Origin of the sequence: Streptomyces sp. NPDC001904, assembly GCF_040297005.1 — a bacterium.
Lineage (GTDB): Bacteria > Actinomycetota > Actinomycetes > Streptomycetales > Streptomycetaceae > Streptomyces.
The window spans coordinates 104,844-129,397 of sequence record NZ_JBEOYI010000008.1 but is presented as its reverse complement, the minus strand read 5'-3'; the positions used below and the strand labels follow the sequence as shown (position 1 = coordinate 129,397).

The window sequence follows — 24,554 nt, the reverse complement described above, 5'->3', positions numbered from 1 at the left end:
TCACGTCTGCGCCATGTCCACGAAGCGCGAGTAGTGGCCCTGGAAGGCGACGGTGATCGTGGCCGTCGGGCCGTTACGGTGCTTGCCGACGATGATGTCGGCCTCGCCCGCGCGCGGGGACTCCTTCTCGTAGGCGTCCTCGCGGTGCAGCAGGATGACCATGTCGGCGTCCTGCTCGATGGAGCCGGATTCACGCAGGTCGGAGACCATCGGCTTCTTGTCGGTGCGCTGTTCGGGACCACGGTTCAGCTGCGAGAGCGCGATCACCGGCACCTCCAGCTCCTTGGCCAGCAGCTTCAGGTTTCGGGACATGTCCGAGACCTCCTGCTGACGGCTCTCGGAACGCTTGGAACCACCGGCCTGCATCAGCTGCAGATAGTCGATGATCACGAGCCGGATGTCGTTGCGCTGCTTCAGACGGCGGCACTTGGCGCGGATCTCCATCATCGACAGGTTCGGGGAGTCGTCGATGTAGAGCGGCGCGGCCGAGACCTCGGGCATCCGGCGGGCGAGCCGCGTCCAGTCCTCGTCGGTCATCGTGCCGGAGCGCATGTGGTGCAGCGCCACGCGTGCCTCGGCCGACAGCAGACGCATCGCGATCTCGTTGCGTCCCATTTCGAGGGAGAAGATGACGCTGGGCAGATTGTTCTTGATGGACGCCGCCCGAGCGAAGTCCAGCGCGAGCGTGGACTTGCCCATGGCGGGGCGGGCCGCGATGACGATCATCTGGCCCGGGTGCAGACCGTTGGTGAGCGAGTCGAAGTCGGTGAAGCCGGTCGGCACACCGGTCATCTCGCCACTGCGCGAGCCGATCGCCTCGATCTCGTCGAGGGCGCCCTCCATGATGTCGCCGAGCGGGAGGTAGTCCTCACTGGTGCGCTGCTCGGTGACGGCGTAGATCTCCGCCTGGGCCTTGTTGACGATCTCGTCGACGTCGTCGTCGGCCGCGTATCCCATCTGCGTGATCCGCGTGCCCGCCTCGACGAGCCGGCGCAGAACGGCCCGCTCGTGCACGATCTCCGCGTAGTACTCGGCGTTCGCCGCCGTCGGGACCGTCTGGACGAGGGTGTGCAGATACGATGCGCCGCCGACCTTGTTGATCTCGCCGCGCTTGGTCAGCTCGGCGGCGATGGTGATCGGGTCGGCCGGCTCGCCCTTGGCGTAGACGTCGAGGATCGCCTGAAAGATCGTTTCGTGGGCGGGCTTGTAGAAGTCGGCGCCCTTCAGGACCTCGACGACATCCGCGATCGCGTCCTTGGAGAGCAGCATGCCGCCGAGCACGGACTGCTCGGCGTCGAGATCCTGCGGCGGTACGCGCTCGAACGTGGCGGGCCCGTCGTCCCAGCCGCTGTCCTCCCGGCCCCGCTCGTGCTGGTCGCCCTGCCGACCGCCGTTGCGCCGCGGCCGGGAAGGGGGCAGGCGATCACTGGGCCCGCTGTCGGCCCAGGGGTCGTCCAACGGCTCGGAGATACTCACCGGGCCACCTCCTCCCGTCCGCCGAGCGGACCTCGCCGTGCCCTTCATTCCTACGGCACGACACTGACAAATAAAGAGGCCCAACTCCGGTTCTGACGCGTCGGATATGTGCAGGTTTCCGAGGTCGCCGGACACAGTGGGCGCCGCTCCACCGTAGGCGCGTATGCACCGTCAGCCAATCTGGTTATCCACAGGCTCTGTGGAAGACGACGCTCTCCCTGTGGAGAACTGGGGAAAACCTGTGCACGACCCGGTGGACAGGCCTGTGAACAAGCCCTCAGACAATCCCGCGCACCCCACTTGACCTGCCGATATCCCGTCCACCGGCTGTGCAGGAGAAAAACTTTCCCAGTCGGCCCAAGATCCACGCGAGAGACGTTCCACAGCGTCCGCGAACGAGCTTGAGGTAAGGGTCTCAATGCCATTGCATCTCTTACCTGTGGAAGATTAGATTGGTGCCCATGACACAGGCTCCCGAGACGCCCAAGGCTTCCAGACGCAGCCACGACCGAGAGATCGTGGCTCTGGCCGTTCCCGCCTTCGGCGCACTCGTCGCGGAGCCTCTTTTTCTCATGGCCGACAGCGCCATCGTCGGCCATCTCGGCACTTCCCAACTGGCCGGGCTCGCCGTCGCCTCGGCGCTGCTGACGACCGCGGTCAGCGTCTTCGTCTTCCTCGCCTACGCCACCACCGCGGCCGTGGCCCGCCGGGTCGGCGCGGGCGACACCCGGGCCGCGATCCAGCAGGGCATGGACGGCATCTGGCTCGCGCTGCTCCTGGGCGCCGCCGTCGTCGCGGTCGTCCTGCCCACCGCACCTGGCCTGGTCAGCCTGTTCGGCGCATCGGACACGGCCGCACCGTACGCGACCACCTATCTGCGCATCTCCACCCTCGGCATCCCCGCGATGCTCGTGGTCCTGGCCGCGACGGGTGTCCTGCGCGGCCTCCAGAACACCAAGACTCCGCTGTACGTGGCCGTGGCCGGCTTCGTCGCCAACGGCGTGCTCAACGTCGCACTGGTCTACGGCGCCGGACTCGGCATCGCGGGCTCCGCCTGGGGCACCGTCATCGCCCAGTTCGGCATGGCCGCGATCTACCTGATCGTGGTCGTCCGCGGAGCCCGCCGCCACGGCGCCTCGCTTCGTCCGGACCTGGCGGGCATCCGCGCCTGTGCCCAGGCAGGAACCCCGCTGCTCGTCCGCACTCTCGCACTCCGCGCGGTCCTGATGATCGCCACGGCGGTCGCGGCCCGACTCGGTGACGCCGATGTCGCCGCCCACCAGATCATCCTGTCCCTCTGGAGCCTGCTGGCCTTCGCCCTCGACGCCATCGCCATCGCAGGTCAGGCCATCATCGGCCGCTATCTCGGGGCGGACGACGCCGACGGGGCCCGTGATGTCTGCCGCCGCATGGTGCAGTGGGGCATCGCGGCCGGAGTCGTCCTCGGCATCCTGGTCGTCGTCACACGCCCGCTCTTCGTCCCGCTGTTCACGAGCGACAGCGTCGTTCAGGACGCCGCCCTGCCCGCTCTCATCGTGGTCGCGCTGTCCCAGCCGATCTGCGGCATCGTCTTCGTCCTCGACGGAGTCCTGATGGGCGCCGGCGACGGCCCGTACCTGGCCTGGGCCATGCTGGTCACCCTGGCGGTCTTCACCCCGGTCGCGCTCCTGGTCCCGGTCCTGGGCGGTGGGCTCACAGCGGTCTGGGGAGCCATGACCCTGATGATGGCGGTCCGCATGGCGACGCTCTGGGTTCGCTACCGCTCGGGTCGCTGGGTCGTCACCGGCGCGACGCGCTGACCGACCGCGGCACGCCGTTTCACGTGAAACGGCGACACCGGACGCGCCGACGCCACCCTCCTCCGCACCACGACATGCATGTGGGGCCGCACCCAGAAGGGTGCGGCCCCACATCTCGCCTCAGCGCTGCTCAGGGCAGTGCTCAGGCAGCGACGACCTCGACGTTGACCTTGACGGACACCTCGGGGTGCAGACGCACGGTCGCCTCGTGGGCGCCCAGCGTCTTGATCGGCGAGCCCAGCTCGACGCGGCGCTTGTCGACCTTCGGGCCACCCGCGGTCTCGATCGCCGAAGCGACGTCAGCCTGGGTGACGGAGCCGAAGAGACGACCGGCGTCGCCGGAGCGGACGGCCAGACGGACCTTGACGGCCTCGAGCTTGGCCTTGACCTCGTTGGCCTGCTCGATCGTCGCGATCTCGTGGATCTTGCGGGCGCGGCGGATCTGCGCCACGTCCTGCTCGCCACCCTTGGTCCAGCGGATCGCGAAACCACGCGGGACCAGGTAGTTGCGGGCGTACCCGTCCTTGACGTCGACGACGTCGCCGGCGGTGCCGAGGCCAGAGACCTCGTGGGTCAGGATGATCTTCATTATTCGGTCACCCTTCCCTTATCGCGCGGTGGACGTGTAGGGCAGCAGCGCCATCTCACGGCTGTTCTTGACGGCCGTGGCGACGTCACGCTGGTGCTGCGTGCAGTTGCCGGTCACACGGCGGGCACGGATCTTGCCGCGGTCGGAAATGAACTTCCGCAGCATGTTCGTGTCCTTGTAGTCCACGTACGTGACCTTGTCCTTGCAGAAAGCGCAGACCTTCTTCTTAGGCTTGCGCACAGGCGGCTTCGCCATGGTGTTTCTCCTGTGTGATCAAGAAGTGTGGGTGCGAGCCCGGCCCCGAGGGGCGCGTCCCTAGAAGGGGGGCTCGTCCGAGTAGCCGCCGCCGGAGCCGCCGGAGCTTCCGCCCCAGCCGCCACCGCCGCCGCCCTGCTGGCCGCCGCCGGAGGGCGAACCGGTCGCCCAGGGGTCGTCGGCGGGAGCACCGCCGCCACCCTGCTGCTGACCGCCGCCGGAGCTTCCGCCCCAGCCGCCTCCGCCGCCGCCCTGCTGGCCGCCGCCACCGCCGCCGCCGTAGCCGCCCTGGCCACCGCGACCGCCACCGCCACCGCCACTGGTCTTGGTGACCTTGGCCGTGGCGCTGCGCAGGCTGGCGCCGACCTCGTCGACGTCCAGCTCGTAGACCGTGCGCTTGACGCCCTCACGGTCCTCGTAGGACCGCTGCTTCAGCCGGCCCTGCACGATGACGCGCATGCCTCGCTGAAGCGACTCCGCGACGTTCTCCGCCGCCTGACGCCAGACCGAGCAGGTCAGGAACAGGCTCTCGCCGTCCTTCCACTCATTGGTCTGCCGGTCGAAGGTGCGGGGAGTGGACGCGACACGGAACTTCGCGACCGCCGCACCGGAGGGGGTGAAGCGCAGCTCGGGGTCGTCGACAAGATTGCCGACGACCGTGATGACGGTCTCGCCTGCCATGGGGTACCTCTCGGCGGGTTTGCTGCGGACTGCTTGCTGCTACTCGAATCCCGAGTGGCTGAACCGGGAGGTTCAGTGGGTCTCGGGGCGGAGGACCTTGGTCCGGAGGACCGACTCGTTCAGGTTCATCTGGCGGTCGAGCTCCTTGACGACCGCAGGCTCGGCCTGCAGGTCGATGACCGAGTAGATGCCCTCGGGCTTCTTCTTGATCTCGTACGAGAGACGACGACGGCCCCAGGTGTCGACCTTCTCGACCTTTCCGTTGCCCTCACGGACGACGGAGAGGAAGTTCTCGATCAGGGGGGCGACAGCGCGCTCCTCCAGATCGGGGTCGAGGATGACCATCACCTCGTAGTGACGCATGTGGAACCCACCTCCTTTGGACTCAGCGGCCACGGTCGTTCCGTGGCAGGAGGGTTGTTTATGCGTGAGCAACCGTATCGGCCACCACTGACAATCGGCCCTCCGAAGGAGAACCGCGCAGTTCAGCGGGTATCAGTCCCTTGTCGGGACGTGGGCAGACACTGATGCAGACGGTACAGACTACCCGCACCCCGGCTTCCGGTTGAAATCCGACAGCGATCGACCGCAGTCTGTACACATCGGGTGTGTACGGCGCTACGATGCGCCGCCTTCCGCAGGAGGTGCCCTATGGCACAAGCAATGCGACCCAACAGCACGAGCGCCGGCTCCCTCTTCGCCAGCGACGGCAAGGCCCATCCCCTCCCCGACACCCTGCTCTACGTGACCGCGGTGCTCGGCATCCTCGCCCTCATCACGTCGATCTGGAGCAACCTCCATCTCCTCAGCTCATGGGCCGGGCTCGTCGGAATCTTCACCGGGGCCTACGGCCAGTACGTCTCGGAGACGACCCGGGAGCGGTTCGGCCTGATCCTGGGCCTGGGGGCCTCGGCCGTCGGCTTCTTCATCGGTATGGCTCACGGAGGGCTGTTCGGCGGGGTCATCGGCTGAGCCGGGCCGTCCGCGGAGACTTACTCCGACACAGCCATTCGGGGCGCTCACGGGGCACAGTAGGCTTCGGCGCGAGAGCCGGAGCCCCTGTATCCATGGGGACACACCAGCCCGAGGAGCGCCCCGAATGAGCCTGACCCTGAGGACCATCAGCCGAGAGCAGCATCTGGCCTACATCCAGAGCCTGCCGTCGGCGAGCCACATGCAGGTCCCGGCATGGGCCGACGTGAAGGCTGAATGGCGCTCGGAGAGCCTGGGCTGGTTCGACGAGAAGACCAGCGAGATGGTCGGTGCGGGTCTCGTCCTGTACCGCCAGCTGCCCAAGATCAAGCGCTACCTCGCGTACCTGCCCGAGGGCCCGGTCATCAACTGGTACGCCCCGAACCTCGAGGAGTGGCTGCGCCCGATGCTGGCGCACCTCAAGCAGCAGGGCGCCTTCTCCGTGAAGATGGGCCCGCCGGTGATCATCCGGCGCTGGGAGGCCCCCTCCATCAAGAAGGGCATCCAGGACCCCGATGTGAAGCGCCTGCGCGACATCGAGGCCGACTTCATCGAGCCCCGCGCCTTCGAGGTGGCCGACAAGCTGCGCCGCATGGGCTGGCAGCAGGGCGAGGACGGCGGCGCCGGCTTCGGCGACGTGCAGCCGCGCTACGTCTACCAGGTGCCGCTCGCCAATCGCTCCCTGGAAGAGGTCCACAAGAACTTCAACCAGCTGTGGCGCCGCAACATCAAGAAGGCCGAGAAGGCCGGTGTCGAGGTCGTCCAGGGCGGCTACCAGGACCTCGCCGAGTGGCAGCGCCTGTACGAGATCACGGCCGAGCGCGACCACTTCCGGCCGCGCCCGCTGTCGTACTTCCAGCGCATGTGGACGGCCCTCAACTCCGAGGACCCCAACCGCATGCGGCTGTACTTCGCCCGGCACAACGGGGTGAACCTGTCGGCCGCGACGATGCTCGTCGTCGGCGGGCACGTCTGGTACTCCTACGGCGCCTCCGACAACATCGGCCGCGAGGTCCGGCCCTCGAACGCGATGCAGTGGCGGATGCTGCGCGACTCCTACGCGCTCGGTGCCACCGTCTACGACCTGCGCGGCATCTCCGACTCGCTCGACGAGACCGACCACCTCTTCGGCCTGATCCAGTTCAAGGTCGGCACGGGCGGCCAGGCCGCCGAGTACCTCGGCGAGTGGGACTTCCCGCTCAACAAGCTGCTCCACAAGGCGCTCGACATCTACATGTCGCGGCGCTGACCGGGGCCGGAGACGGCCCCACAGGATCCGGTACGGCACTTCGCGCTCTGTTTGCCCGGCGGACCCGGCACAATTCATGTAGCTCCAAAGTTTCTTCATACCTCTGCTACACCGCAGCCACGAGAAAGGTTCCGGGACCGGCCATGGCGCTCACGCTCTACGTCGACACCGCGCGCTGGCGGGCACACCACAAGCACGTGCTCGAGCAGTTTCCGGGGCTGGTCCCCGTCTGCAAGGGCAACGGCTACGGCTTCGGCCACGAACGACTGGCGGAGGAGGCCACGCGCCTTGGCTCCGACATCCTCGCCGTGGGGACCACCTACGAAGCCGCCCGGATAAAGGACTGGTTCAGCGGTGACCTGTTGGTCCTGACCCCGTTCCGGCGCGGCGAAGAACCGGTTCCGCTGCCCGATCGCGTCATCCGCTCCGTCTCCTCCGTCGACGGTGTGCACGGTCTGGTCGGCGCCCGCGTCGTCATCGAGGTCATGTCCTCGATGAAGCGGCACGGTGTGACCGAGCAGGATCTGCCGCAGCTCGCCCACGCCATCCAGGACGTACGCCTGGAGGGCTTCGCCATCCACCTGCCGCTGGACCGCACCGACGGCTCGGACGCCGTCGAGGAGGTCATCGGCTGGATGGACCGGCTGCGCGCGGCCCGGCTGCCGCTGCACACCATGTTCGTCAGCCACCTCAAGGCCGACGAGCTGGCGCGGCTGCAGCAGCAGTTCCCGCAGACCCGCTTCCGCGCGCGCATCGGTACGCGGCTGTGGCTGGGCGACCACGACGCCACCGAGTACCGCGGCGCGGTGCTGGACGTCACGCGCGTCTCCAAGGGCGACCGGTTCGGCTATCGCCAGCAGAAGGCGGCCTCCGACGGCTGGCTGGTGGTCGTCGCGGGCGGAACGTCGCACGGGGTGGGTCTTGAGGCCCCGAAGGCGCTGCACGGCGTCATGCCGCGCGCCAAGGGCGTCGCCCGGGCCGGCCTGGCCACGGTGAACCGGAACCTGGCGCCGTTCGTCTGGTCGGGCAAGCAGCGCTGGTTCGCCGAGCCGCCGCACATGCAGGTCTCGATCCTGTTCGTGCCGTCCGACGCGGCCGAGCCGAAGGTCGGCGAGGAACTGGTGGCCCACCTGCGGCACACCACCACGCAGTTCGACCGGATCGTCGACCGCTGAGGCGGATCGGCACACGACAGCACCAGGCGGGCCGGGCACTCACGAAGTGCCCGGCCCGCCTTGCGTCCGTCGCTCGGTCAGCGTGAACCGTCGGGGCTCTTGCCCCAGTCCACCGACGCGGGCGGCTGCTCAAGGTCGTGGGCGGCGTGCCGCGGGGGATGGGCCGCGTAACCGAGGACGAAGACGTCCTCCGCTCCGTCCAGCACCCCGCCCGAGGGGTCGTCGTCCCCGGACCGCCGCACCACGTCCCGCTCGGGCAGCCAGATGTCCCGCACGATGACGGCGCACAGGTACAGCGTGCCCAGCAGGTGCACGGCGATCGCCAGTTGGTAGCCCTCGGTGGGCAGACCCTGGTGCTTGTCGCCGCTGGTCGTGTAGGCGAGGTACAGCCAGATCCCGAGGAAGTACGCGACCTCGCAGGCCTGCCAGATCAGGAAGTCCCGCCACTTGGGCCGGGCCAGGGCCGCGAGCGGGATCAGCCACAGTACGTACTGCGGCGAGTAGACCTTGTTGGTGAGGATGAAGGCGGCGACCACCAGGAAGGCGAGCTGCGCGAAGCGCGGCCGGCGCGGGGCGGTGAGCGTCAGGGCCGCGACGCCGAGACAGGCCGCCACCATCAGGCCCGTGGCCAGCGTGTTGACCACGTCCGTGTCGAGCGGCGTGTCCATGTGCTGGGAGAGGATCAGCCAGAAGGAGCCGAAGTCGACGCCGCGTTCCTGGCTGAACGTGTAGAACTTCGACCATCCCTCGGGCGCGAGGAGCATCACCGGCAGATTCACGACCAGCCACGAGACGACCGCGCCGAGCGTCGCGATCCCGAAGTCCCGCCATTTGCCCGCCCGCCAGCACAGCACGAGCAGCGGGCCGAGCAGCAGGAAGGGATAGAGCTTGGCGGCGGTGGCGAGCCCGAGCAGGATGCCGAAGGCGAGGGCGCGGCCGCGCGCCCACATCAGCATCGCGGCCGCTGTGAGGGCCACTGCGAAGAGATCCCAGTTGATGGTGGCGGTCAGCGCGAACGCGGGTGCCAGAGCGACCAGGAGGCCGTCCCAGGGGCGCCGGCGGTGGGTCCTGGCGACGCAGACGGCGATGACCGCCGCGCAGATCATCAGCATCCCGGCGTTGACCATCCAGTACACCTGCTCCTGGTGCTGGATGGAGCCGCTGCCGGGCGTCAGCCAGGAGGCGACCTCCATGAACACACCGGTGAGGACCGGGTATTCGAGGTAGTCCATGTCGCCGGGCAGCTTGTCGAAGTACGGCACGAGGCCGTCGGCGAAGCCGCGCCCCTGGTAGAGGTGCGGGATGTCCGAGTAGCACGCGTGCGTGTACTGGGAGCTGGCGCCGTAGAACCAGGCGCCGTCGTAGCAGGGGAACTTCTGCACCATGCCGAGCGCGAACATGCCGAGCATGACGAGCGCGATGACACGGACGGGGGTCCACCAGGAGCCGCCGAGCAGCGCTCGGCGCCCGACGGGTCCGCCGATGAACTCGCTGCCGGCCGCGGCGACCTCGTCCTCTCTGGTCGGCCGTACAGGCTCCGGCTGCTGCGGGGTCACACGCGTGGTCTCTGCACTGGGCATGCCGCACATCCTGCCGTACGCGGCTGAGAACGGGGCGAGGGCCGCCGCACCCGATCGGTGCGACGGCCCTCGCCTGCCGTGGAACACGCAGCGTTTCACGTGAAACACGGTGGGTGATGACGGTGCGGGCTAGCCGTTTCCTCCGAAGAGGCCGCCGTTCTGGTTGCCTCTCGGGTCTCCCGAACTCTCGGTGGCCGAGGGCGACGACGATGCCCCGCCGTCCGCGCCACCATCGGCGCCGCCGGTCATCCCGCCGTCGTTGTTGCAGTTCCAGTCCCACTTGTTGCACGTCTCGCTGGGGGACGGCGACGGGTCGGACGAGGACTCGCTCGGCGACGGAGAAGCCGGCGCGGAGGACGTCGGAGGCGCGGTGATCGACGGCGTCGGAGTCGGGCTGGCGGTCTCGCCGACGATATGGCCGATGGGCTGCGGCGTCGGGAAGGGCTCGTACTTCTGGCCCTGCATGGCCTGGGCCATGTAGTCGTGCCAGATCTCCGCCGGGAACGACGCACCGTGGATCTTTTCCTGACCGCCCGTCCCGTACATCTCGAGGAACTTGCGGTCCTTGGACTTTTCGTTGTCGTCCATCCGGTACATGGTGACCGCGGTGGACAGCTGCTTGGTGTAGCCCACGAACCAGGCGGACTTGTTGCCGTCGGTGGTACCCGTCTTGCCGGCCACGTCGCGGCCCGGCAACTGCGCGGCGGTACCCGTGCCCTTGTCGACGACCGTCTTGAGGACGTCGGTGACGTTGTCCGCGACGTTCGCGTCGAAGGCCGCCTTGGTGTTCTTCTCGTGCCGGTAGATCCGGTCGCCCTCGTGGTAGACCTCGGTCACCGAGTACGGATCGTTCTGCTGCCCGCTGGACGCGAACGTGCCGTAGGCGCCGGCCATACGGATCGCGCTCGGGTCCGAGGTGCCGAGGGAGAACGACGGGTAGTTGGCGCTGGCGAAGCTGTTCTCCAGCAGGCCCGCGCTCAGCGCGGACTGCTTCACCTTGGACAGGCCGACATCCATGCCCAGCTGCACATAGGCGGAGTTCACGGACTCCCGCATCGCCTCACGCAGGTCGATCTGGTAGGTCGGAGGGTTCAAGGAGTCACCGCCGTCGTTGGTCTGCAGCCACTCCTTGCCCTCCTTGTCCGTCCAGACCGATCCGTCGTAGTTCTGGATCTTCAGCTTGTTCTTGCCGCTGTAGAGGCTCTTCGGCGAGACGATGGTGCGGGCGCTGTCGGGCTGGCTCTCCCCCTGGTCGGGGTCCAGCACGCCGTACTTGAAGGCGGCCGCCAGGACGAAGGGCTTGAAGGTCGAGCCGACCTGGGCACCCGTCACGTCGGCGTTGTTGGTGAAGTGCTTCGTGGCGTCGGCACCGCCGTAGATGGCCTTGATCGCGCCGTCCTCGGGATCCACCGAGGCACCGCCGAACTGGACGTACTTGTCCTTCTCCCGCTGATCCGGCTTGATGCTCTCCTTGCGGACCTTCTTCACCGCGGCCTCGAGCTGGCCCACCTTCTTCCTGTCGAAGGTGGTGTGGATCTCGTAGCCGCCTCGCTGGAGGTCGTCGGCGGTGACCCTGCCATTGCTGTTGTTGATGACGTACGCCTTGGCGAGGTCGACGAGGTAGCCGACCTGGCCGCTCAGCTGGGCGTTGGAACGAGGGCTCTTGAGCTCGGGGAAGCCCTTGTCCATGAACGCGGAGCGGCTGGCCGCGGACAGCCTTCCGTCCTTCACCTCTTCGCCGAGGATCCAGCCCCAGCGCGCCTTGGCCCGTGCCCGGTTCTTCTCGGGAGTCGCGTTGATCGGGTCGATCTCGGGGGAACCTGCGGGGTCGTAGTAGGTCGCGCCCTTGAGCACGGACGCGAGGAACGCCGTCTGGCTCGCATTCAGCTCGGAGGCGTTCTCGTCGAAGTACGCGCGCGCCGCCGCCTGGATCCCGTAGGCACCGCGCCCGTAGTACGCCGTGTTGAGATAGCCGGCCATGACCGTCTTCTTGCCGACCGTCCGGCCGACCTTGATGGAGACGAACAGCTCCTTGAGCTTTCGGGAGACCGTCTGCGACTGGTCGTTCAGCATCGCGTTCTTGACGTACTGCTGGGTGATCGTCGAGCCACCCTGCGTCTGGCCACCCTTGGCCATGTTGACCACGGCACGGGCGATACCCATCGGGTCGACGCCCTTGTCCGTCTCGAAGGTCTTGTTCTCCGCCGACATGACGGCGTAGCGCATGGACTTCGGGATGTCCTCGTACTTGATGATCTGCCGGTTGGTCTCACCACCGGTCGCGACCATCTGCTTCCCGTCGGCCCAGTAGTAGACGTTGTTCTGCGCCACGGCCGTCTTGGCGATGTCCGGGGGCTCGACCAGCGCGTAAGCGATGCCGGCGGCCGCCATCAGGCTTCCGAGGAAACCCACGCCGACACCCGTCACGAGGCGCCAGGACGGCATCCAGCGGCGCCAGCCGTCCTTGTTGGCACGGGGGTAGTCGATGATCCTCTTCTTCTCCGGACGCCCGGAGCCGCGGCCCCTGCCACGCCCAGGACCGGTCGGCCCGCCGGGGCCACCGCCGCCACGACGGCCGCCACCACCGGCCCCGCCGTGACCGCCGCCCTCGGGGGCTCTGCGCCTTCCTCCGCCACTGCGCTGGGCCGCACGCCGCGCTTCGGCGCGGCCGCCCCAGGGACGCTCCTCGGTCCCGCCCTCGGACGAACCCGATGGACTCGGGGCGTCGTAGGAACCGGACGGTGAACCGGTGGAGCCGCGCGGGGCCGCGCGGCGGCCCGACTGTGCTCCGGACGCTCCGCGACGGGCCGCGGCACGCCCGCCACCCTGCGGCGGCGGCGATTTGCGACGGTGCTCGCTCATCGAACGATTACTCCTCGGGCAGGCGCGTCTGGCGCGCCTGGACGACGGCTGGTTTCCGGTCCCCCCGACGTACGGATGCGCCTCTCCCGGCACTCACCCGTACTGCACCCAGGACGACGACGCCCTCAGGCGTCACTCGGTTCCCGGTGGTCTGCATGGCGGACAGACTACGCACCGTCAAAACCCACCTAGGGCCGAAGTTCACCCCAAATCAGGCAAGTTACTTCGTGCGAATCGGTGATGTGACGCCGTTCACCGTGATCCCTCTTGTCGGAGTCGCAGGGTCGTTCTATCGTCGAGATGTATCGAGCCGATACATCAGCACGACATAAAGAGTCGATACATGGGCCCGCGACAGTGAGGAGGCGACGATGAGCCGACGTTCCGGCATCCTCGAATTCGCCGTACTCGGACTGCTCCGCGAGTCCCCGATGCACGGCTATGAGCTGCGCAAACGACTCAATACGTCGCTGGGGGTCTTCCGTGCCTTCAGTTACGGGACGCTGTATCCCTGCCTCAAGACGCTGGTCGCCAACGGCTGGTTGATCGAGGAATCGGGACCCGGTCCCGCCGACGCCCCTGCCGCACCACTCGCAGGGCGTCGCGCCAAGATCGTCTATCGGTTGACGGCGGAAGGTAAGGAGCACTTCGAGGACCTGCTCGCGCAGACCGGCCCCGATGCATACGAGGACGAGACCTTCGCCGCGCGATTCGCCTTCTTCGGGCAGACGTCGCGCGATGTGCGGATGAGAGTCCTCGAGGGCCGTCGCAGTCGGCTGGAGGAGCGCCTCGAAAAGATGCGCCTCTCCTTCGCCCGCACGCGGGAGCGCCTGGACGACTACACGCTTGAGCTGCAGCGGCACGGCATGGAGTCCGTGGAGCGCGAAGTGCGCTGGCTGAACGAGCTCATCGAGAGCGAGCGCGCGGGACGCGACCAGCGACGGTCGGGCCCGGAGAGCGCAGCTCAGCAGGACACATCTGGAGAGACGGGCGGCCTGCCCCGGCACAGGGACAGCACCCGGCCGGATCCGTCCGATGACACCGCCATGTGAAGTCCGCTCAGGACTTCACCAGTACACACAGGGAGCAACCGGAATGGGTTCGGTTCGCGTAGCCATCGTCGGCGTGGGCAACTGCGCCGCCTCGCTGGTGCAGGGCGTCGAGTTCTACAAGGACGCTGACCCGGAGACCAAGGTCCCCGGCCTCATGCACGTCCAGTTCGGCGACTACCACGTCGGTGACGTCGAGTTCGTCGCCGCGTTCGACGTCGACGCGAAGAAGGTCGGCCTTGACCTCTCCGACGCCATCGGCGCCTCCGAGAACAACACCATCAAGATCTGCGACGTCCCGAACTCGGGCGTCCAGGTCCAGCGTGGCCACACGCTCGACGGTCTGGGCAAGTACTACCGCGAGACGATCGAGGAGTCCGCCGAGGCCCCGGTCGACGTCGTCCAGATCCTCAAGGACAAGCAGGTCGACGTTCTCGTCTGCTACCTGCCCGTCGGTTCCGAGGACGCGGCGAAGTTCTACGCCCAGTGCGCCATCGACGCCAAGGTCGCCTTCGTCAACGCTCTCCCGGTCTTCATCGCCGGCACCAAGGAGTGGGCGGACAAGTTCACCGAGGCGGGCGTCCCGATCGTCGGCGACGACATCAAGTCGCAGGTCGGCGCCACCATCACGCACCGTGTGATGGCGAAGCTGTTCGAGGACCGCGGTGTCCGTCTTGAGCGCACCATGCAGCTCAACGTCGGCGGCAACATGGACTTCAAGAACATGCTGGAGCGCGACCGCCTCGAGTCGAAGAAGATCTCGAAGACGCAGGCCGTCACCTCGCAGATCCGCGACCGTGAGCTGGGCGAGAAGAACGTCCACATCGGCCCGTCCGACTACGTCGCGTGGCTCGACGACCGCAAGTGGGCGTACGTCCGCCTCGAGGGCCGCGCCTTCGGTGAGGTCCCGCTGAACCTGGAGTACAAGCTCGAGGTCTGGGACTCCCCGAACTCCGCGGGTGTCATCATCGACGCCCTGCGCGCCGCGAAGATCGCCAAGGACCGCGGCATCGGCGGCCCGATCCTCTCCGCGTCCTCGTACTTCATGAAGTCCCCGCCGGTGCAGTACTTCGACGACGAGGCCTACAGCAACGTCGAGAAGTTCATCAAGGGCGAGGTCGAGCGCTGAGCGCCGACTTCTCCTGACGGCCGACCCGGATGTTTCACGTGAAACCGTGAAGCATTCGCCGCCCGAGGCTGGTGAGGCCCCTGGATCGCACTCGCGTGCGCCGGGGGCCTTCCTCGTATGTGAGGCTGTGCCCCATGGCTGTCGTCCGTGACCTGCGTGTCCTGCTGTGTCTGCGCGACTTCCGGGGCCTGCTCACCCTGCGGCTGCTGTCCCAGGGGGCCGACGGTGTCTACCAGGTCGCCCTCGCCACGTACGTGGTCTTCTCCCCGGAAAAGCAGACCTCCCCCGCGGCGATCGCCTCCGCCATGGCCGTCCTGTTGCTGCCCTACTCACTCGTGGGGCCGTTCGCGGGCGTCCTGCTGGACCGCTGGCGCCGTCGACAGGTCTTCCTCTACGGCAACCTCCTCCGCGTCGTGCTCGCCTCCGCGACGGCCGCCCTCATGCTGAGCCATGCGCCCGACTGGCTCTTCTACGCCTCCGCGCTCTGTGTCACCGCGGTCAACCGCTTCGTTCTGTCGGGCCTTTCGGCAGCCCTCCCGCGCGTGGTCGACGCCGACCGTCTTGTCGTCGCCAACGCGCTCTCACCGACAGCGGGGACGCTCGCCGCGACCGTGGGCGGTGGCCTGGCCTTCGTAGTGCGCATCGTTGCCTCGGACTCGGATGCGGCAGTCGTGCTGCTCGGCGCCCTCCTCTACCTCTGTGCGGCCCTCGCCTCGCTGCGCATGGACGTCCAACTGCTGGGACCGGATCCCGAACTGGTGCGGCCACGGCTCGCCTCCGCGCTGTCGGGCGCGGCGCAGGACCTCGTCTCCGGCGTACGGCATCTCGCCTCCCGCCCGGCCGCCGCGCGCGCTCTGGCCGCGATGACGGCGATGCGGTTCTGCTACGGCGCCCTGCTCGTCATGGTGCTGATGCTGTGCCGGTACGCGTGGTCGTCCACGGATGCGCAGGGTCTGGCCCTGCTCGGTATGGCGGTGGGGATCTCGGGGGCCGGGTTCTTCGTCGCCGCCGTCATCACTCCGGCGGCCGCGGGACGCTTCGGGCCGGCGGGCTGGATGGCGATCTGCGCCGGTGTCGCCGCCGTCCTGGAACTCGCCCTGGGGCTGCCCTTCGAGCCGGGCCCGACCATGGTCGTCGCCTTCGTCCTGGGACTGTCCACCCAGGGCGCCAAGATCGCCACCGACACCGTCGTGCAGTCGTCCGTCGACGACGGCTACCGGGGCCGGATCTTCTCCGTCTACGACGTCCTGTTCAATGCGTCGTTCGTCGGCGCCGCCGGAGTGGCGGCACTGATGCTGCCGCCCGACGGGCGCTCGGTTCCGTTGGTGATTCTGGTGGCGTCGGTCTACGCCTGCGTCGCGCTGACGATGCGCCGTCACCGTCACCGTTGTTTCACGTGAAACAGCGGCGTCACCTCAACGGGCTGGGGTTCTGTTTCACGTGAAACAGAACCCCAGCCGTGATCGATGAAGAGCGCGTCAGTGCTGGGCCTGATCCGCCCACCACTCCTTGAGCGCCGCGACCGCCGCCTCGTGCTCCATCGGCCCGTTCTCGAGACGCAGCTCGAGCAGGAACTTGTAGGCCTGCCCGATCACCGGCCCCGGGGACACTCCCAGGGTCTCCATGATCTGGTTGCCGTCGAGGTCCGGACGGATCGAGTCCAGCTCCTCCTGCTCCTGGAGCCGTTCGATCCGCTCCTCCAGGCCGTCGTAGGCCCGCGAGAGCGTGTTCGCCTTGCGCTTGTTGCGGGTCGTGCAGTCGGAGCGGGTCAGCTTGTGCAGCCGCCCCAGGAGCGGTCCGGCGTCGCGCACGTAGCGGCGCACGGCCGAGTCAGTCCACTCACCGGTGCCGTAGCCGTGGAAGCGCAGGTGCAGCTCGACGAGGCGCGAGACGTCCTTCACCAGCTCGTTGGAGTACTTGAGCGCGGTCATGCGCTTCTTCGTCATCTTGGCGCCGACCACCTCGTGGTGGTGGAAGGAGACCCGGCCGTCCTTCTCGAAGCGGCGCGTGCGGGGCTTGCCGATGTCGTGCAGCAGGGCGGCGAGACGCAGCGTCAGATCCGGGCCGTCGGTCTCCAGCGCCATCGCCTGCTCCAGGACGATCAGCGTGTGGTCGTAGACGTCCTTGTGCCGGTGGTGCTCGTCGCGCTCCAGACGCAGGGCGGGCAGCTCGGGCAGGACGCGCTCGGCCAGGCCGGTGTCCACGAGCAGGGTGAGGCCCTTGCGCGGGTGCGCCGAGAGGATCAGCTTGTTCAGCTCGTCCCGGACGCGCTCGGCGGAGACGATCTCGATCCGGTCGGCCATCGCCGTCATCGCGGCGACGACCTCGGGAGCCACCTCGAAGTCGAGCTGCGCGGCGAAGCGGGCGGCCCGCATCATCCGCAGCGGGTCGTCGGAGAAGGAGTCCTCGGGGGTGCCCGGCGTGCGCAGGACGCGCTCGGCCAGGTCCTCGAGGCCGCCGTGCGGGTCGATGAAGTCCTTCTCCGGGAGCGCGACGGCCATCGCGTTCACGGTGAAGTCCCGGCGGACGAGGTCCTCCTCGATCGAGTCGCCGTACGACACCTCGGGCTTGCGGGAGGTGCGGTCGTACGCCTCGGAGCGGTACGTCGTGACCTCGACCTGGAAGCTCTGGTCCACACCGTCGACCCGGGCGTCCTTCTGGCAGCCGACGGTGCCGAAGGCGATCCCGACCTCCCAGACCGCGTCGGCCCACGGCCGGACGATCTTGAGCACGTCCTCGGGGCGGGCGTCGGTGGTGAAGTCCAGGTCGTTGCCGAGCCGGCCGAGCAGTGCGTCCCGGACCGAACCGCCGACCAGGGCGAGAGAGAACCCGGCCTCCTGGAATCTGCGCGCGAGGTCGTCTGCGACAGGCGAGACGCGCAGCAATTCGCTGACCGCGCGGTGCTGCACCTGGCTCAGGGCACTGGGATTGTCTTCATTGGCGTTCGGCACAACAGGAAAGGGTACGTGGCACTCACCGCCCGGGCCGAACCGTTTGCCGGGGCCGCGGCGTCCTCGTGAATGCGGCCCCCTACCCTGGCTGCACGATCTTGCGGGGCGGACCCAGGCACTCAGGCACAGCCCTGCTCGTTACGATGCGTGGACACATCTGCGACCACTGACGACGACGAGGGACGGACGAGCGCGTGGCCGAGGCGGCAGACTACCCAGGGATGAGTCCCTCACCTGCCCGCCGACTGCTGCGGCGCACGGGAGCTCTGCTCGCCACGGCGCCGCTGCTCGCGGCGCCCGCACTGCTGGCCGGCGGCCAGCCCGCGGAGGCCGACACCCCTGCCGTCGCGAGCGCGGCGGCGACGGGCACGAGCACGGTCGACGTGGCGGTGAACGAGCTGTCTCCGAGCGCACCGGTCGGCGGCGACACCCTGACCATCAAGGGCAAGGTCACCAACAAGGGCAGGCAGCCGGTCACCGGCGCGCACATCGGCCTGCGGGTCGGCACGCCCTACGGGGGGCGCTCGGCCGTGGACGAGGCGGCGAGGAACGGGACGGGCGGCGCTCCGGACGGCAACGAGGTCCCGAGCAAGTACGCGGAGAAGTTCGCCAGGCTGGAGCCCGGTGTCACCCAGGACTTCACGCTGTCCGTGCCCGTGAAGGCGCTGAACCTGAGCGCCGACGGGGTCTACCAGATCAGCGCCGCGCTGATGGGTCAGACCGCGGCCGCCCCGTACCAGCAGACGCTCGGCATCCAGCGGACGTTCCTGCCGTGGCAGCCCGACGCCGCGGGCTCCAGGACGAAGACGACGGTCCTGTGGCCGCTGATCTCCAAGACCGGCCTCACCGCCGAGACGGGGACGAACGAGACGCAGACCGCCGTCTTCGGCAACGACGACCTCGCCCAGGAGATCGCTCCCGGCGGCCGCCTCCAGCAGATGCTGGCGCTCGGCAGCTCGCTGGACGTCACCTGGGTGATCGACCCCGATCTGCTCGCCTCGGTCGACGCCATGACGGAGGCGTACAAGGTCAAGGGAGCAAACGGGAGGCTCACCTCGGGCAGGCACCAGGCCGTCGCCAAGGAGTGGCTGAAGGACCTCCAGGCAGCGGTGCAGGACCAGAAGGTGGTCACGCTGCCGTTCGCCGACCCCGACCTGGCCTCGCTGGCCCACAACGGCACGAAGGTCACCGGCTCGCTGAGCCACCTGAAGGACGCCACGGACGCCGCTGTGAAGGCCGTGGACACGATCCTCCACGTGACGCCGGACGCGTCCTACGCGTGGCCCACCGAGGGCGCCGTCGACCGGGACATCGTCAAGGTCGCCACCTCTGCCGGGGCCAACAAGATCATCGCGCGCAGCGACAGTTTCGGTGAGTCGGAGAACCTCTCGTACACGCCGTCCGCGGCCCGGCCCATCGGCGGCGGCACCAGCGCGGTGGTCGCCGACGCGCGCCTGTCGACGGCGTTCCAGGGCGACCTGACGAGCGCCGAGCGCTCCACGCTCGCCGTGCAGGAGTTCCTCGCCCAGAGCCTGCTGCTGAACCGGCAGACGGACCGTCAGCGCACCGCCCTCGTCGCCCCGCAGCGCACGCCCACGGCCAGCCAGGCCCAGGCGATGGCCAAGGCCGTGGCGGCGCTCCAGGGCGGCACCTGGGCGCAGTCCCAGAGCCTGTCCGCGACCGCCTCCGCGAAGCCGGACCCGGGCGCGACGACCCGCGTACCGTCCGCCCGCGCGTACCCCTCGAAGCTGCGCAAGCAGGAGCTGCCGGAATCGGCCTTCGAGCAGATCCAGGCCACGCAGCGCGAACTGGAGAACTTCAAGGTCGTCCTGACCGACGAGTCCCGGGTGGTGACACCGTTCGGGCGGGCCGTGGACCGCGAGATGTCCACGTCCTGGCGCGGCAGGACCGCGGCGTCGGACGGCTTCCGCACCGGCGTCTCGGAGTACCTGTCCGGCCTCACCGACCAGGTGTCGCTGATCGACAAGTCCGAGGTGAAGCTCTCCGGGCGCAGCGCGACCATCCCGGTCTCGGTGCAGAACAACCTGTGGCAGGACGTCGACCACCTCAAGCTGCGGCTCACGTCCGATAACGGCACCCGCCTGAAGATCGGTGACGGCGCCTTCCAGGACCAGGAGGTGACGATCACCAGTGGCCACAGCCAGTCCGTGAAGTTCACCACCACGGCCAAGGCCACCGGCCCGGTCTGGGTCTACGCCCAGCTCTTCACCGAGGACAACCAGCCGTACGGCAAGCAGATCGCCTTCCAGGTCGACGTCACCGAGGTCACGCCGACCGTGATGCTCGTCATCGCCGGCGGTGTCCTGCTGCTGGTCCTGGCCGGGTTCCGCATGTACACCCAGCGCAAGCGCGCCGCGGCCGAGAAGTCCGGCGAGCCGGACGAGCCGGGTACGGGCGACACGGACGGCACGGACGACACGAAGGACGGCCCGCAGGACGACGCGGAACCGGCCGCGCCGTCGGAGTCCGAGGACGAGGCGGCATCCCCCGCACGGGCCGACGTCCCGCAGCAGCCGAGTGACCCGATGGCTGACACCGCTTCCGAAAGCACGGCCCCGTCGGGCACGGGTGAGAGAGTGGACCGTTGAGCGATGTCGTGGCCGGTGGGCCGGGGACGATGAGGTGGGGTAACCATGAACGCGCCGTACGACGGTGAGCGTGGCCAGGGCTCGGGCGGCTCTGCCTCGGGCGACGGCCGACCGTACGCCGACTCTCACGGTGCCGGCGGGCAGGTGCCGCCGCCCCAGCCGGCCCCTGACGCGTACCCGCAGGACGCGTACCTCCAGGACGCCTACGACCAGGATCCGTACCGCGGTCAGGACCTGACCGCGCAGGACCCGGTCGGCGAGGCGCTGTACGACCGTGCCGCGCACCCGCCGCCGCCCCCGGGCACGTACCAGGCGCAACAGCCGCTCTACGCGCCGCCCGCGAACCAGTACCAGCCGGACCCGCGCGTGTGGGCACAGACGCCGCCGCCGGAGCCGGAGGGCCCCACGCAGTACCTGCCGTACGGCGACGACGCGCGGACGACGCAGTTCGTGGGCGTCGACGACCTGGTGACGCAGGCGAGCGAGGAGCGGCACGAGCCGGACGCGTTCGCGCACCTCTTCCGCGACCAGCAGCCCGGCTACAGCGGTGGCCGCCCGCCGGCGCCCCAGCCTGTCGACGACCCGACCCAGGTCCTCGGCCAGGCCGTGCCGCCCGCGCCGCCGGCCGCCGCGCCCGTGCCCGCGGCCCCCAAGAAGGGCGGCCGCGCCTCCAGCCTCATGAAGTCGAGCGCGGTGATGGCGGCGGGCACGCTCGTCTCCCGCCTCACCGGCTTCGTCCGCACCATGGTGATCACCGCGGCGCTCGGCGCCGGACTGCTCGGTGACACGTGGACCGTCGCGTACACGCTGCCGACGATGATCTACATCCTGACCGTCGGCGGCGGCCTCAACTCGGTGTTCGTGCCGCAGCTGGTGCGCGCCATGAAGGACGACGACGACGGTGGCGAGGCCTTCGCCAACCGTCTGCTGACTTTGGTGATGGTCGCACTCGCCGCCATCACCGCGATCGTGGTCTTCGCGGCACCGGTGCTGATCCACCTGATGTCGAGCACGGTGGCCAACGACGCGGCCGCGGACAGCGTGGGCATCGCCTTCGCCCGCTACTGCCTGCCCACGATCTTCTTCATGGGCGTGCACGTGGTCATGGGACAGATCCTCAACGCCCGCGGGAAGTTCGGCGCGATGATGTGGACCCCGGTCCTCAACAACATCGTCATGATCTTCACGTTCGGCATGTTCCTCTGGGTCTACGGTCCCTGGTCCCAGACGAAGATGACGGTGGACGGCATCCCCGACGAGGCGGTCCGCCTCCTGGGCATCGGCACCCTGCTGGGCCTGGCCGTGCAGGCGCTGGCGATGATCCCGTACCTGCGCGAGACCGGCTTCCGCTTCCGGCTCCGGTTCGACTGGAGGGGCCACGGCCTCGGCAAGGCCGTCAAGCTCGCCAAGTGGACCGTGCTGTTCGTCCTCGCCAACCAGGCGGGCGTCCTCGTCGTCACCCAGCTCGCCACCGCGGCCGGCGAGGCGTCCCCGGTGAAGGGCACCGGCATCCTGGGCTACTCCAACGCCCAGCTGATCTGGGGCATGCCGCAGGCGATCATCACGGTCTCGGTCATGGCCGCGATGCTCCCGCGCATCTCGCGCTCCGCCCACGACGGCGACTCGGGCGCGGTCCGCGACGACATCTCCTCCGGCCTGCGCACCTCGGCCGTGGCGATCGTCCCCGTCGCGTTCATGTTCGTGGCGCTCGGCATCCCGATGTGCACCCTGCTCTTCGGCTCCAGCGGCATCGAGGCCGCCCAGTCCATCGGCTTCATCCTCATGGCGTTCGGCCTCGGACTGATCCCGTACTCCGTGCAGTACGTCGTCCTGCGCGGGTTCTACGCGTTCGAGGACACCCGCACGCCCTTCTACAACACGGTGATCGTCGCCGCGGTCAACGCCGCCGCCTCGGCCCTGTGCTACGTGATCCTGCCCGCCCGCTGGGCCGTCGTCGGCATGGCCCTCTCGTACGGTCTCGCCTACGCGATCGGCGTCGGTGTCGCGTGGCGGCGCCTGCGCAAGCGGCTCGGCGGCGACCTGGACGGTGCGAACGTCGTTCGTACGTACGCCCGACTCTGCCTGGCGTCCGTACCCGCTACGGTCATCGGCGGCGGAATCGGGTACGCGGTCACCAAGGCCCTCGGGCAGGGCGTGCTCGGCTCGATCGCGGCGCTGCTCGTGGGCTCCGTGGCGCTGCTCGGCGTCTTCTATGTAGCGGCCCGCAAGATGCGGATCGAAGAACTGAATTCACTGGTCGGAATGGTCCGTGGCCGTCTTGGTCGCTGACTCGGCCCGAAGTGCGCACAACCATCGGCGGCCACTGCGTGTCGTGCATAGCGCCGGACTGTGGGCACAATTGGCTTTGGCGTCGCAGTGAGTGCAACGGATGGGGAGGCAGGAACGACGGTGGCGGAACGGAGCACGGCTGCCGTCGACGTGGCCGACAACGGCGGGGACGAACCGCTGACCGCCAAGGCGGACAAGGCGGAGCGAGCCACGGCCGACGGTGTGGTCGACAGCGGTAAGCGGGACAGCACGGCGTCCGGGACGCCGGCGGACACCGCGGAGACGGGCACGCACGTGAGCCCCGGTAAGACATCACCTCCCGAGCTGCACAGCGGGCACAAGCTCGCGAGGCGCTATCGGCTCGAAGAGTGCGTCACACGTCTGGACGGTTTCAGCAGCTGGCGCGCGGTCGACGAGAAGCTGCGCCGCGCCGTCGGCGTGCACCTGCTGCCCGCCGACCACCCGCGGGCGCGCTCGGTTCTCGCGGCGGCCCGTTCATCGGCGCTGCTCGGCGATCCCCGCTTCGTCCAGGTCCTGGACGCGGTCGAGGAGAACGATCTCGTCTACGTCGTCCACGAGTGGCTGCCCGACGCCACCGAGCTGACCGCGCTGCTCGCGGTGGGTTCGCTCGAGGCGCACGACGCGTACGACATGGTCACGCAGGTCTCGCACGCCATGGCCGCCGCGCACCGCGAGGGTCTCGCGCACCTGCGGCTCACGCCGAGCGCCGTGCTGCGCACGTCCACGGGCCAGTGGCGCATCCGCGGCCTCGCGGTGAACGCCGCGCTGCGCGGGATCTCCTCCGACACTCCGCAGCGCACCGACGCCGAGGCGATCGGCGCGCTCCTGTACGCCGCGCTGACGCAGCGGTGGCCTTACGAGAACGACGCCTACGGCCTGGCCGGGCTGCCCAAGGACGTCGGGCTCATCGCGCCGGACCAGGTGCGGGCCGGCGTCCACCGCGGCCTCGCCGAGCTCGCCATGCGCGCCCTCGCCAACGACGGGGCCACCGCGTCCCGCCAGGAGCCCCCGTGCACCACGCCGGAGGAACTGGTGAAGGCGATCGGCGAGATGCCGAGGATCCGCCCGCCGGAGCCCGCGTTCACCGCGCCCCCGGAGTACCAGCGGACCACCTACCAGCAGGGCTCCTACGGCCGTCCTGCCGTGCCCGGCGCCACCCAGATCATCCCCACGCCGCCGCCCCCGCTGCAGAGCCGCACCGGCAAGGCCCTCAAGTGGGCCGTCTCCGCGCTGCTGATCGCCGCACTGGGGCTCGGCAGCTGGCAGCTCGCCGACGCCCTCATGGACCACGGGAACTCCAGCGGGACGGAGGACACCCACACCACGGACGACGGCGGCAAGAACGACAAGAAGATCACCAAGCCGATCGGCATCGCCGGCGCCAAGGAGTTCGTCGCCGCGGGCGACCCCCAGTCCCCGCTGGACGTCGACAAGACCTACGACAACGACAGCTCGTCGTACTGGCGCACCCACGCCTTCGTCGACGGACCCAAGATCGTCATAAAGCCGGGTGTGGGCATTGTGTACGACCTCGGTTCCGCCCAGGACGTGTCGGCCGCGTCGATAAAGTTCCGGTACGGAGGCGACCACACCACGGTCTCGCTGTACGCAGCGGATTCGCTCAGCCCCAGCCCGTCCGCCGTGGACGGCATGAAGCGGATCGGCGCCAGGACGGACACCACGAGTACGTCGGTGAGCATCAAGGCCGACAAGCCGGTCAAGACGCGGTACGTGCTCGTGTGGCTGACCGCGCTGCCCCACGCGGGCCAGGACGGGTACAGCGGCGCCGGCTACAAGCAGGGCATCACAAACGTGAAGTTCACCGGCTGACGCGACCGGGGCTCCGCGGAGCCCACACGGGGAGGGGG

General features: G+C 68.9%; 18 protein-coding genes. 10 read left to right on the top strand and 8 right to left on the bottom strand.

From position 1 onward, the window contains the following. A complete protein-coding gene (gene dnaB / locus ABT127_RS15605; RefSeq protein ID WP_111663075.1) occupies positions 1-1,476 on the bottom strand; it encodes a replicative DNA helicase in 1,476 nt (491 codons plus the stop codon). Between the two features lie 461 nt (positions 1,477-1,937). On the opposite strand from dnaB, the gene ABT127_RS15600 reads away from it, so the two are divergent. Beyond that, positions 1,938-3,275: an MATE family efflux transporter gene (locus ABT127_RS15600; RefSeq protein WP_351449387.1), complete on the top strand. Its 1,338-nt coding sequence runs from the start codon at positions 1,938-1,940 to the stop codon at positions 3,273-3,275. Between the two features lie 142 nt (positions 3,276-3,417). Here ABT127_RS15600 and rplI read toward each other — a convergent pair whose 3' ends face one another. The 4 genes from rplI to rpsF form a co-directional block, all read right to left on the bottom strand. Continuing rightward, on the bottom strand, positions 3,418-3,864 hold the full coding sequence (rplI, locus tag ABT127_RS15595; RefSeq protein ID WP_351449385.1) for a 50S ribosomal protein L9: 447 nt from the start codon (positions 3,862-3,864) through the stop codon (positions 3,418-3,420). 18 nt (positions 3,865-3,882) lie between these two features. Beyond that, positions 3,883-4,119, bottom strand: coding sequence for a 30S ribosomal protein S18 (gene rpsR, locus ABT127_RS15590; protein ID WP_003949403.1), 237 nt, complete (start codon positions 4,117-4,119; stop codon positions 3,883-3,885). 60 nt (positions 4,120-4,179) lie between these two features. Next, positions 4,180-4,800 carry a single-stranded DNA-binding protein gene (locus ABT127_RS15585; RefSeq protein WP_351449382.1) on the bottom strand — a complete coding sequence of 207 codons (621 nt, stop codon included), beginning with the start codon at positions 4,798-4,800 and terminating at the stop codon, positions 4,180-4,182. Positions 4,801-4,872: 72 nt separating this feature from the next. Continuing rightward, positions 4,873-5,163, bottom strand: coding sequence for a 30S ribosomal protein S6 (gene rpsF / locus ABT127_RS15580; protein WP_005482942.1), 291 nt, complete (start codon positions 5,161-5,163; stop codon positions 4,873-4,875). A 288-nt stretch (positions 5,164-5,451) separates the two neighbouring features. On the opposite strand from rpsF, the gene ABT127_RS15575 reads away from it, so the two are divergent. The 3 genes from ABT127_RS15575 to ABT127_RS15565 all read left to right on the top strand — a co-directional run bounded on the left by ABT127_RS15575 (position 5,452) and on the right by ABT127_RS15565 (position 8,196). Continuing rightward, positions 5,452-5,772 (top strand): hypothetical protein, encoded by a 321-nt coding sequence (locus ABT127_RS15575; RefSeq protein WP_351449380.1) that lies wholly within the window; start codon positions 5,452-5,454, stop codon positions 5,770-5,772. A 127-nt stretch (positions 5,773-5,899) separates the two neighbouring features. Beyond that, positions 5,900-7,021 carry a peptidoglycan bridge formation glycyltransferase FemX gene (gene femX / locus ABT127_RS15570; protein WP_351449377.1) on the top strand — a complete coding sequence of 374 codons (1,122 nt, stop codon included), beginning with the start codon at positions 5,900-5,902 and terminating at the stop codon, positions 7,019-7,021. A gap of 143 nt (positions 7,022-7,164) precedes the next feature. After that, positions 7,165-8,196 (top strand): alanine racemase, encoded by a 1,032-nt coding sequence (locus tag ABT127_RS15565; RefSeq protein ID WP_351449375.1) that lies wholly within the window; start codon positions 7,165-7,167, stop codon positions 8,194-8,196. 77 nt (positions 8,197-8,273) lie between these two features. Here the strand turns inward: ABT127_RS15565 and ABT127_RS15560 are convergent, their stop codons facing one another. Both ABT127_RS15560 and ABT127_RS15555 read right to left on the bottom strand, forming a co-directional pair. Then, positions 8,274-9,776, bottom strand: coding sequence for a glycosyltransferase family 87 protein (locus tag ABT127_RS15560; RefSeq protein ID WP_351449372.1), 1,503 nt, complete (start codon positions 9,774-9,776; stop codon positions 8,274-8,276). 129 nt (positions 9,777-9,905) lie between these two features. Then, positions 9,906-12,638 (bottom strand): transglycosylase domain-containing protein, encoded by a 2,733-nt coding sequence (locus tag ABT127_RS15555; RefSeq protein ID WP_351449369.1) that lies wholly within the window; start codon positions 12,636-12,638, stop codon positions 9,906-9,908. Positions 12,639-13,009: 371 nt separating this feature from the next. On the opposite strand from ABT127_RS15555, the gene ABT127_RS15550 reads away from it, so the two are divergent. The 3 genes from ABT127_RS15550 to ABT127_RS15540 all read left to right on the top strand — a co-directional run bounded on the left by ABT127_RS15550 (position 13,010) and on the right by ABT127_RS15540 (position 16,216). Then, complete coding sequence (locus ABT127_RS15550) at positions 13,010-13,690, top strand: PadR family transcriptional regulator (protein WP_351449366.1); 681 nt, start codon at positions 13,010-13,012, stop codon at positions 13,688-13,690. Between the two features lie 43 nt (positions 13,691-13,733). Further along, positions 13,734-14,816 carry an inositol-3-phosphate synthase gene (locus ABT127_RS15545; RefSeq protein WP_111663065.1) on the top strand — a complete coding sequence of 361 codons (1,083 nt, stop codon included), beginning with the start codon at positions 13,734-13,736 and terminating at the stop codon, positions 14,814-14,816. A 134-nt stretch (positions 14,817-14,950) separates the two neighbouring features. Next, complete coding sequence (locus tag ABT127_RS15540) at positions 14,951-16,216, top strand: MFS transporter (protein ID WP_351449362.1); 1,266 nt, start codon at positions 14,951-14,953, stop codon at positions 16,214-16,216. Between the two features lie 78 nt (positions 16,217-16,294). Here ABT127_RS15540 and ABT127_RS15535 read toward each other — a convergent pair whose 3' ends face one another. After that, complete coding sequence (locus tag ABT127_RS15535) at positions 16,295-17,767, bottom strand: CCA tRNA nucleotidyltransferase (protein ID WP_351449359.1); 1,473 nt, start codon at positions 17,765-17,767, stop codon at positions 16,295-16,297. A gap of 221 nt (positions 17,768-17,988) precedes the next feature. Between ABT127_RS15535 and ABT127_RS15530 the strand changes: the two genes are divergently transcribed. From ABT127_RS15530 to ABT127_RS15520, 3 genes are all read left to right on the top strand, one after another. After that, a complete protein-coding gene (locus tag ABT127_RS15530) occupies positions 17,989-20,376 on the top strand; it encodes a DUF6049 family protein (RefSeq protein ID WP_351449356.1) in 2,388 nt (795 codons plus the stop codon). Between the two features lie 45 nt (positions 20,377-20,421). Next, positions 20,422-22,665, top strand: coding sequence for a murein biosynthesis integral membrane protein MurJ (murJ, locus tag ABT127_RS15525; protein ID WP_351449353.1), 2,244 nt, complete (start codon positions 20,422-20,424; stop codon positions 22,663-22,665). A gap of 120 nt (positions 22,666-22,785) precedes the next feature. After that, a complete protein-coding gene (locus ABT127_RS15520; RefSeq protein ID WP_351449350.1) occupies positions 22,786-24,516 on the top strand; it encodes a protein kinase family protein in 1,731 nt (576 codons plus the stop codon). The last annotated feature ends 38 nt before the right edge of the window (positions 24,517-24,554 follow it).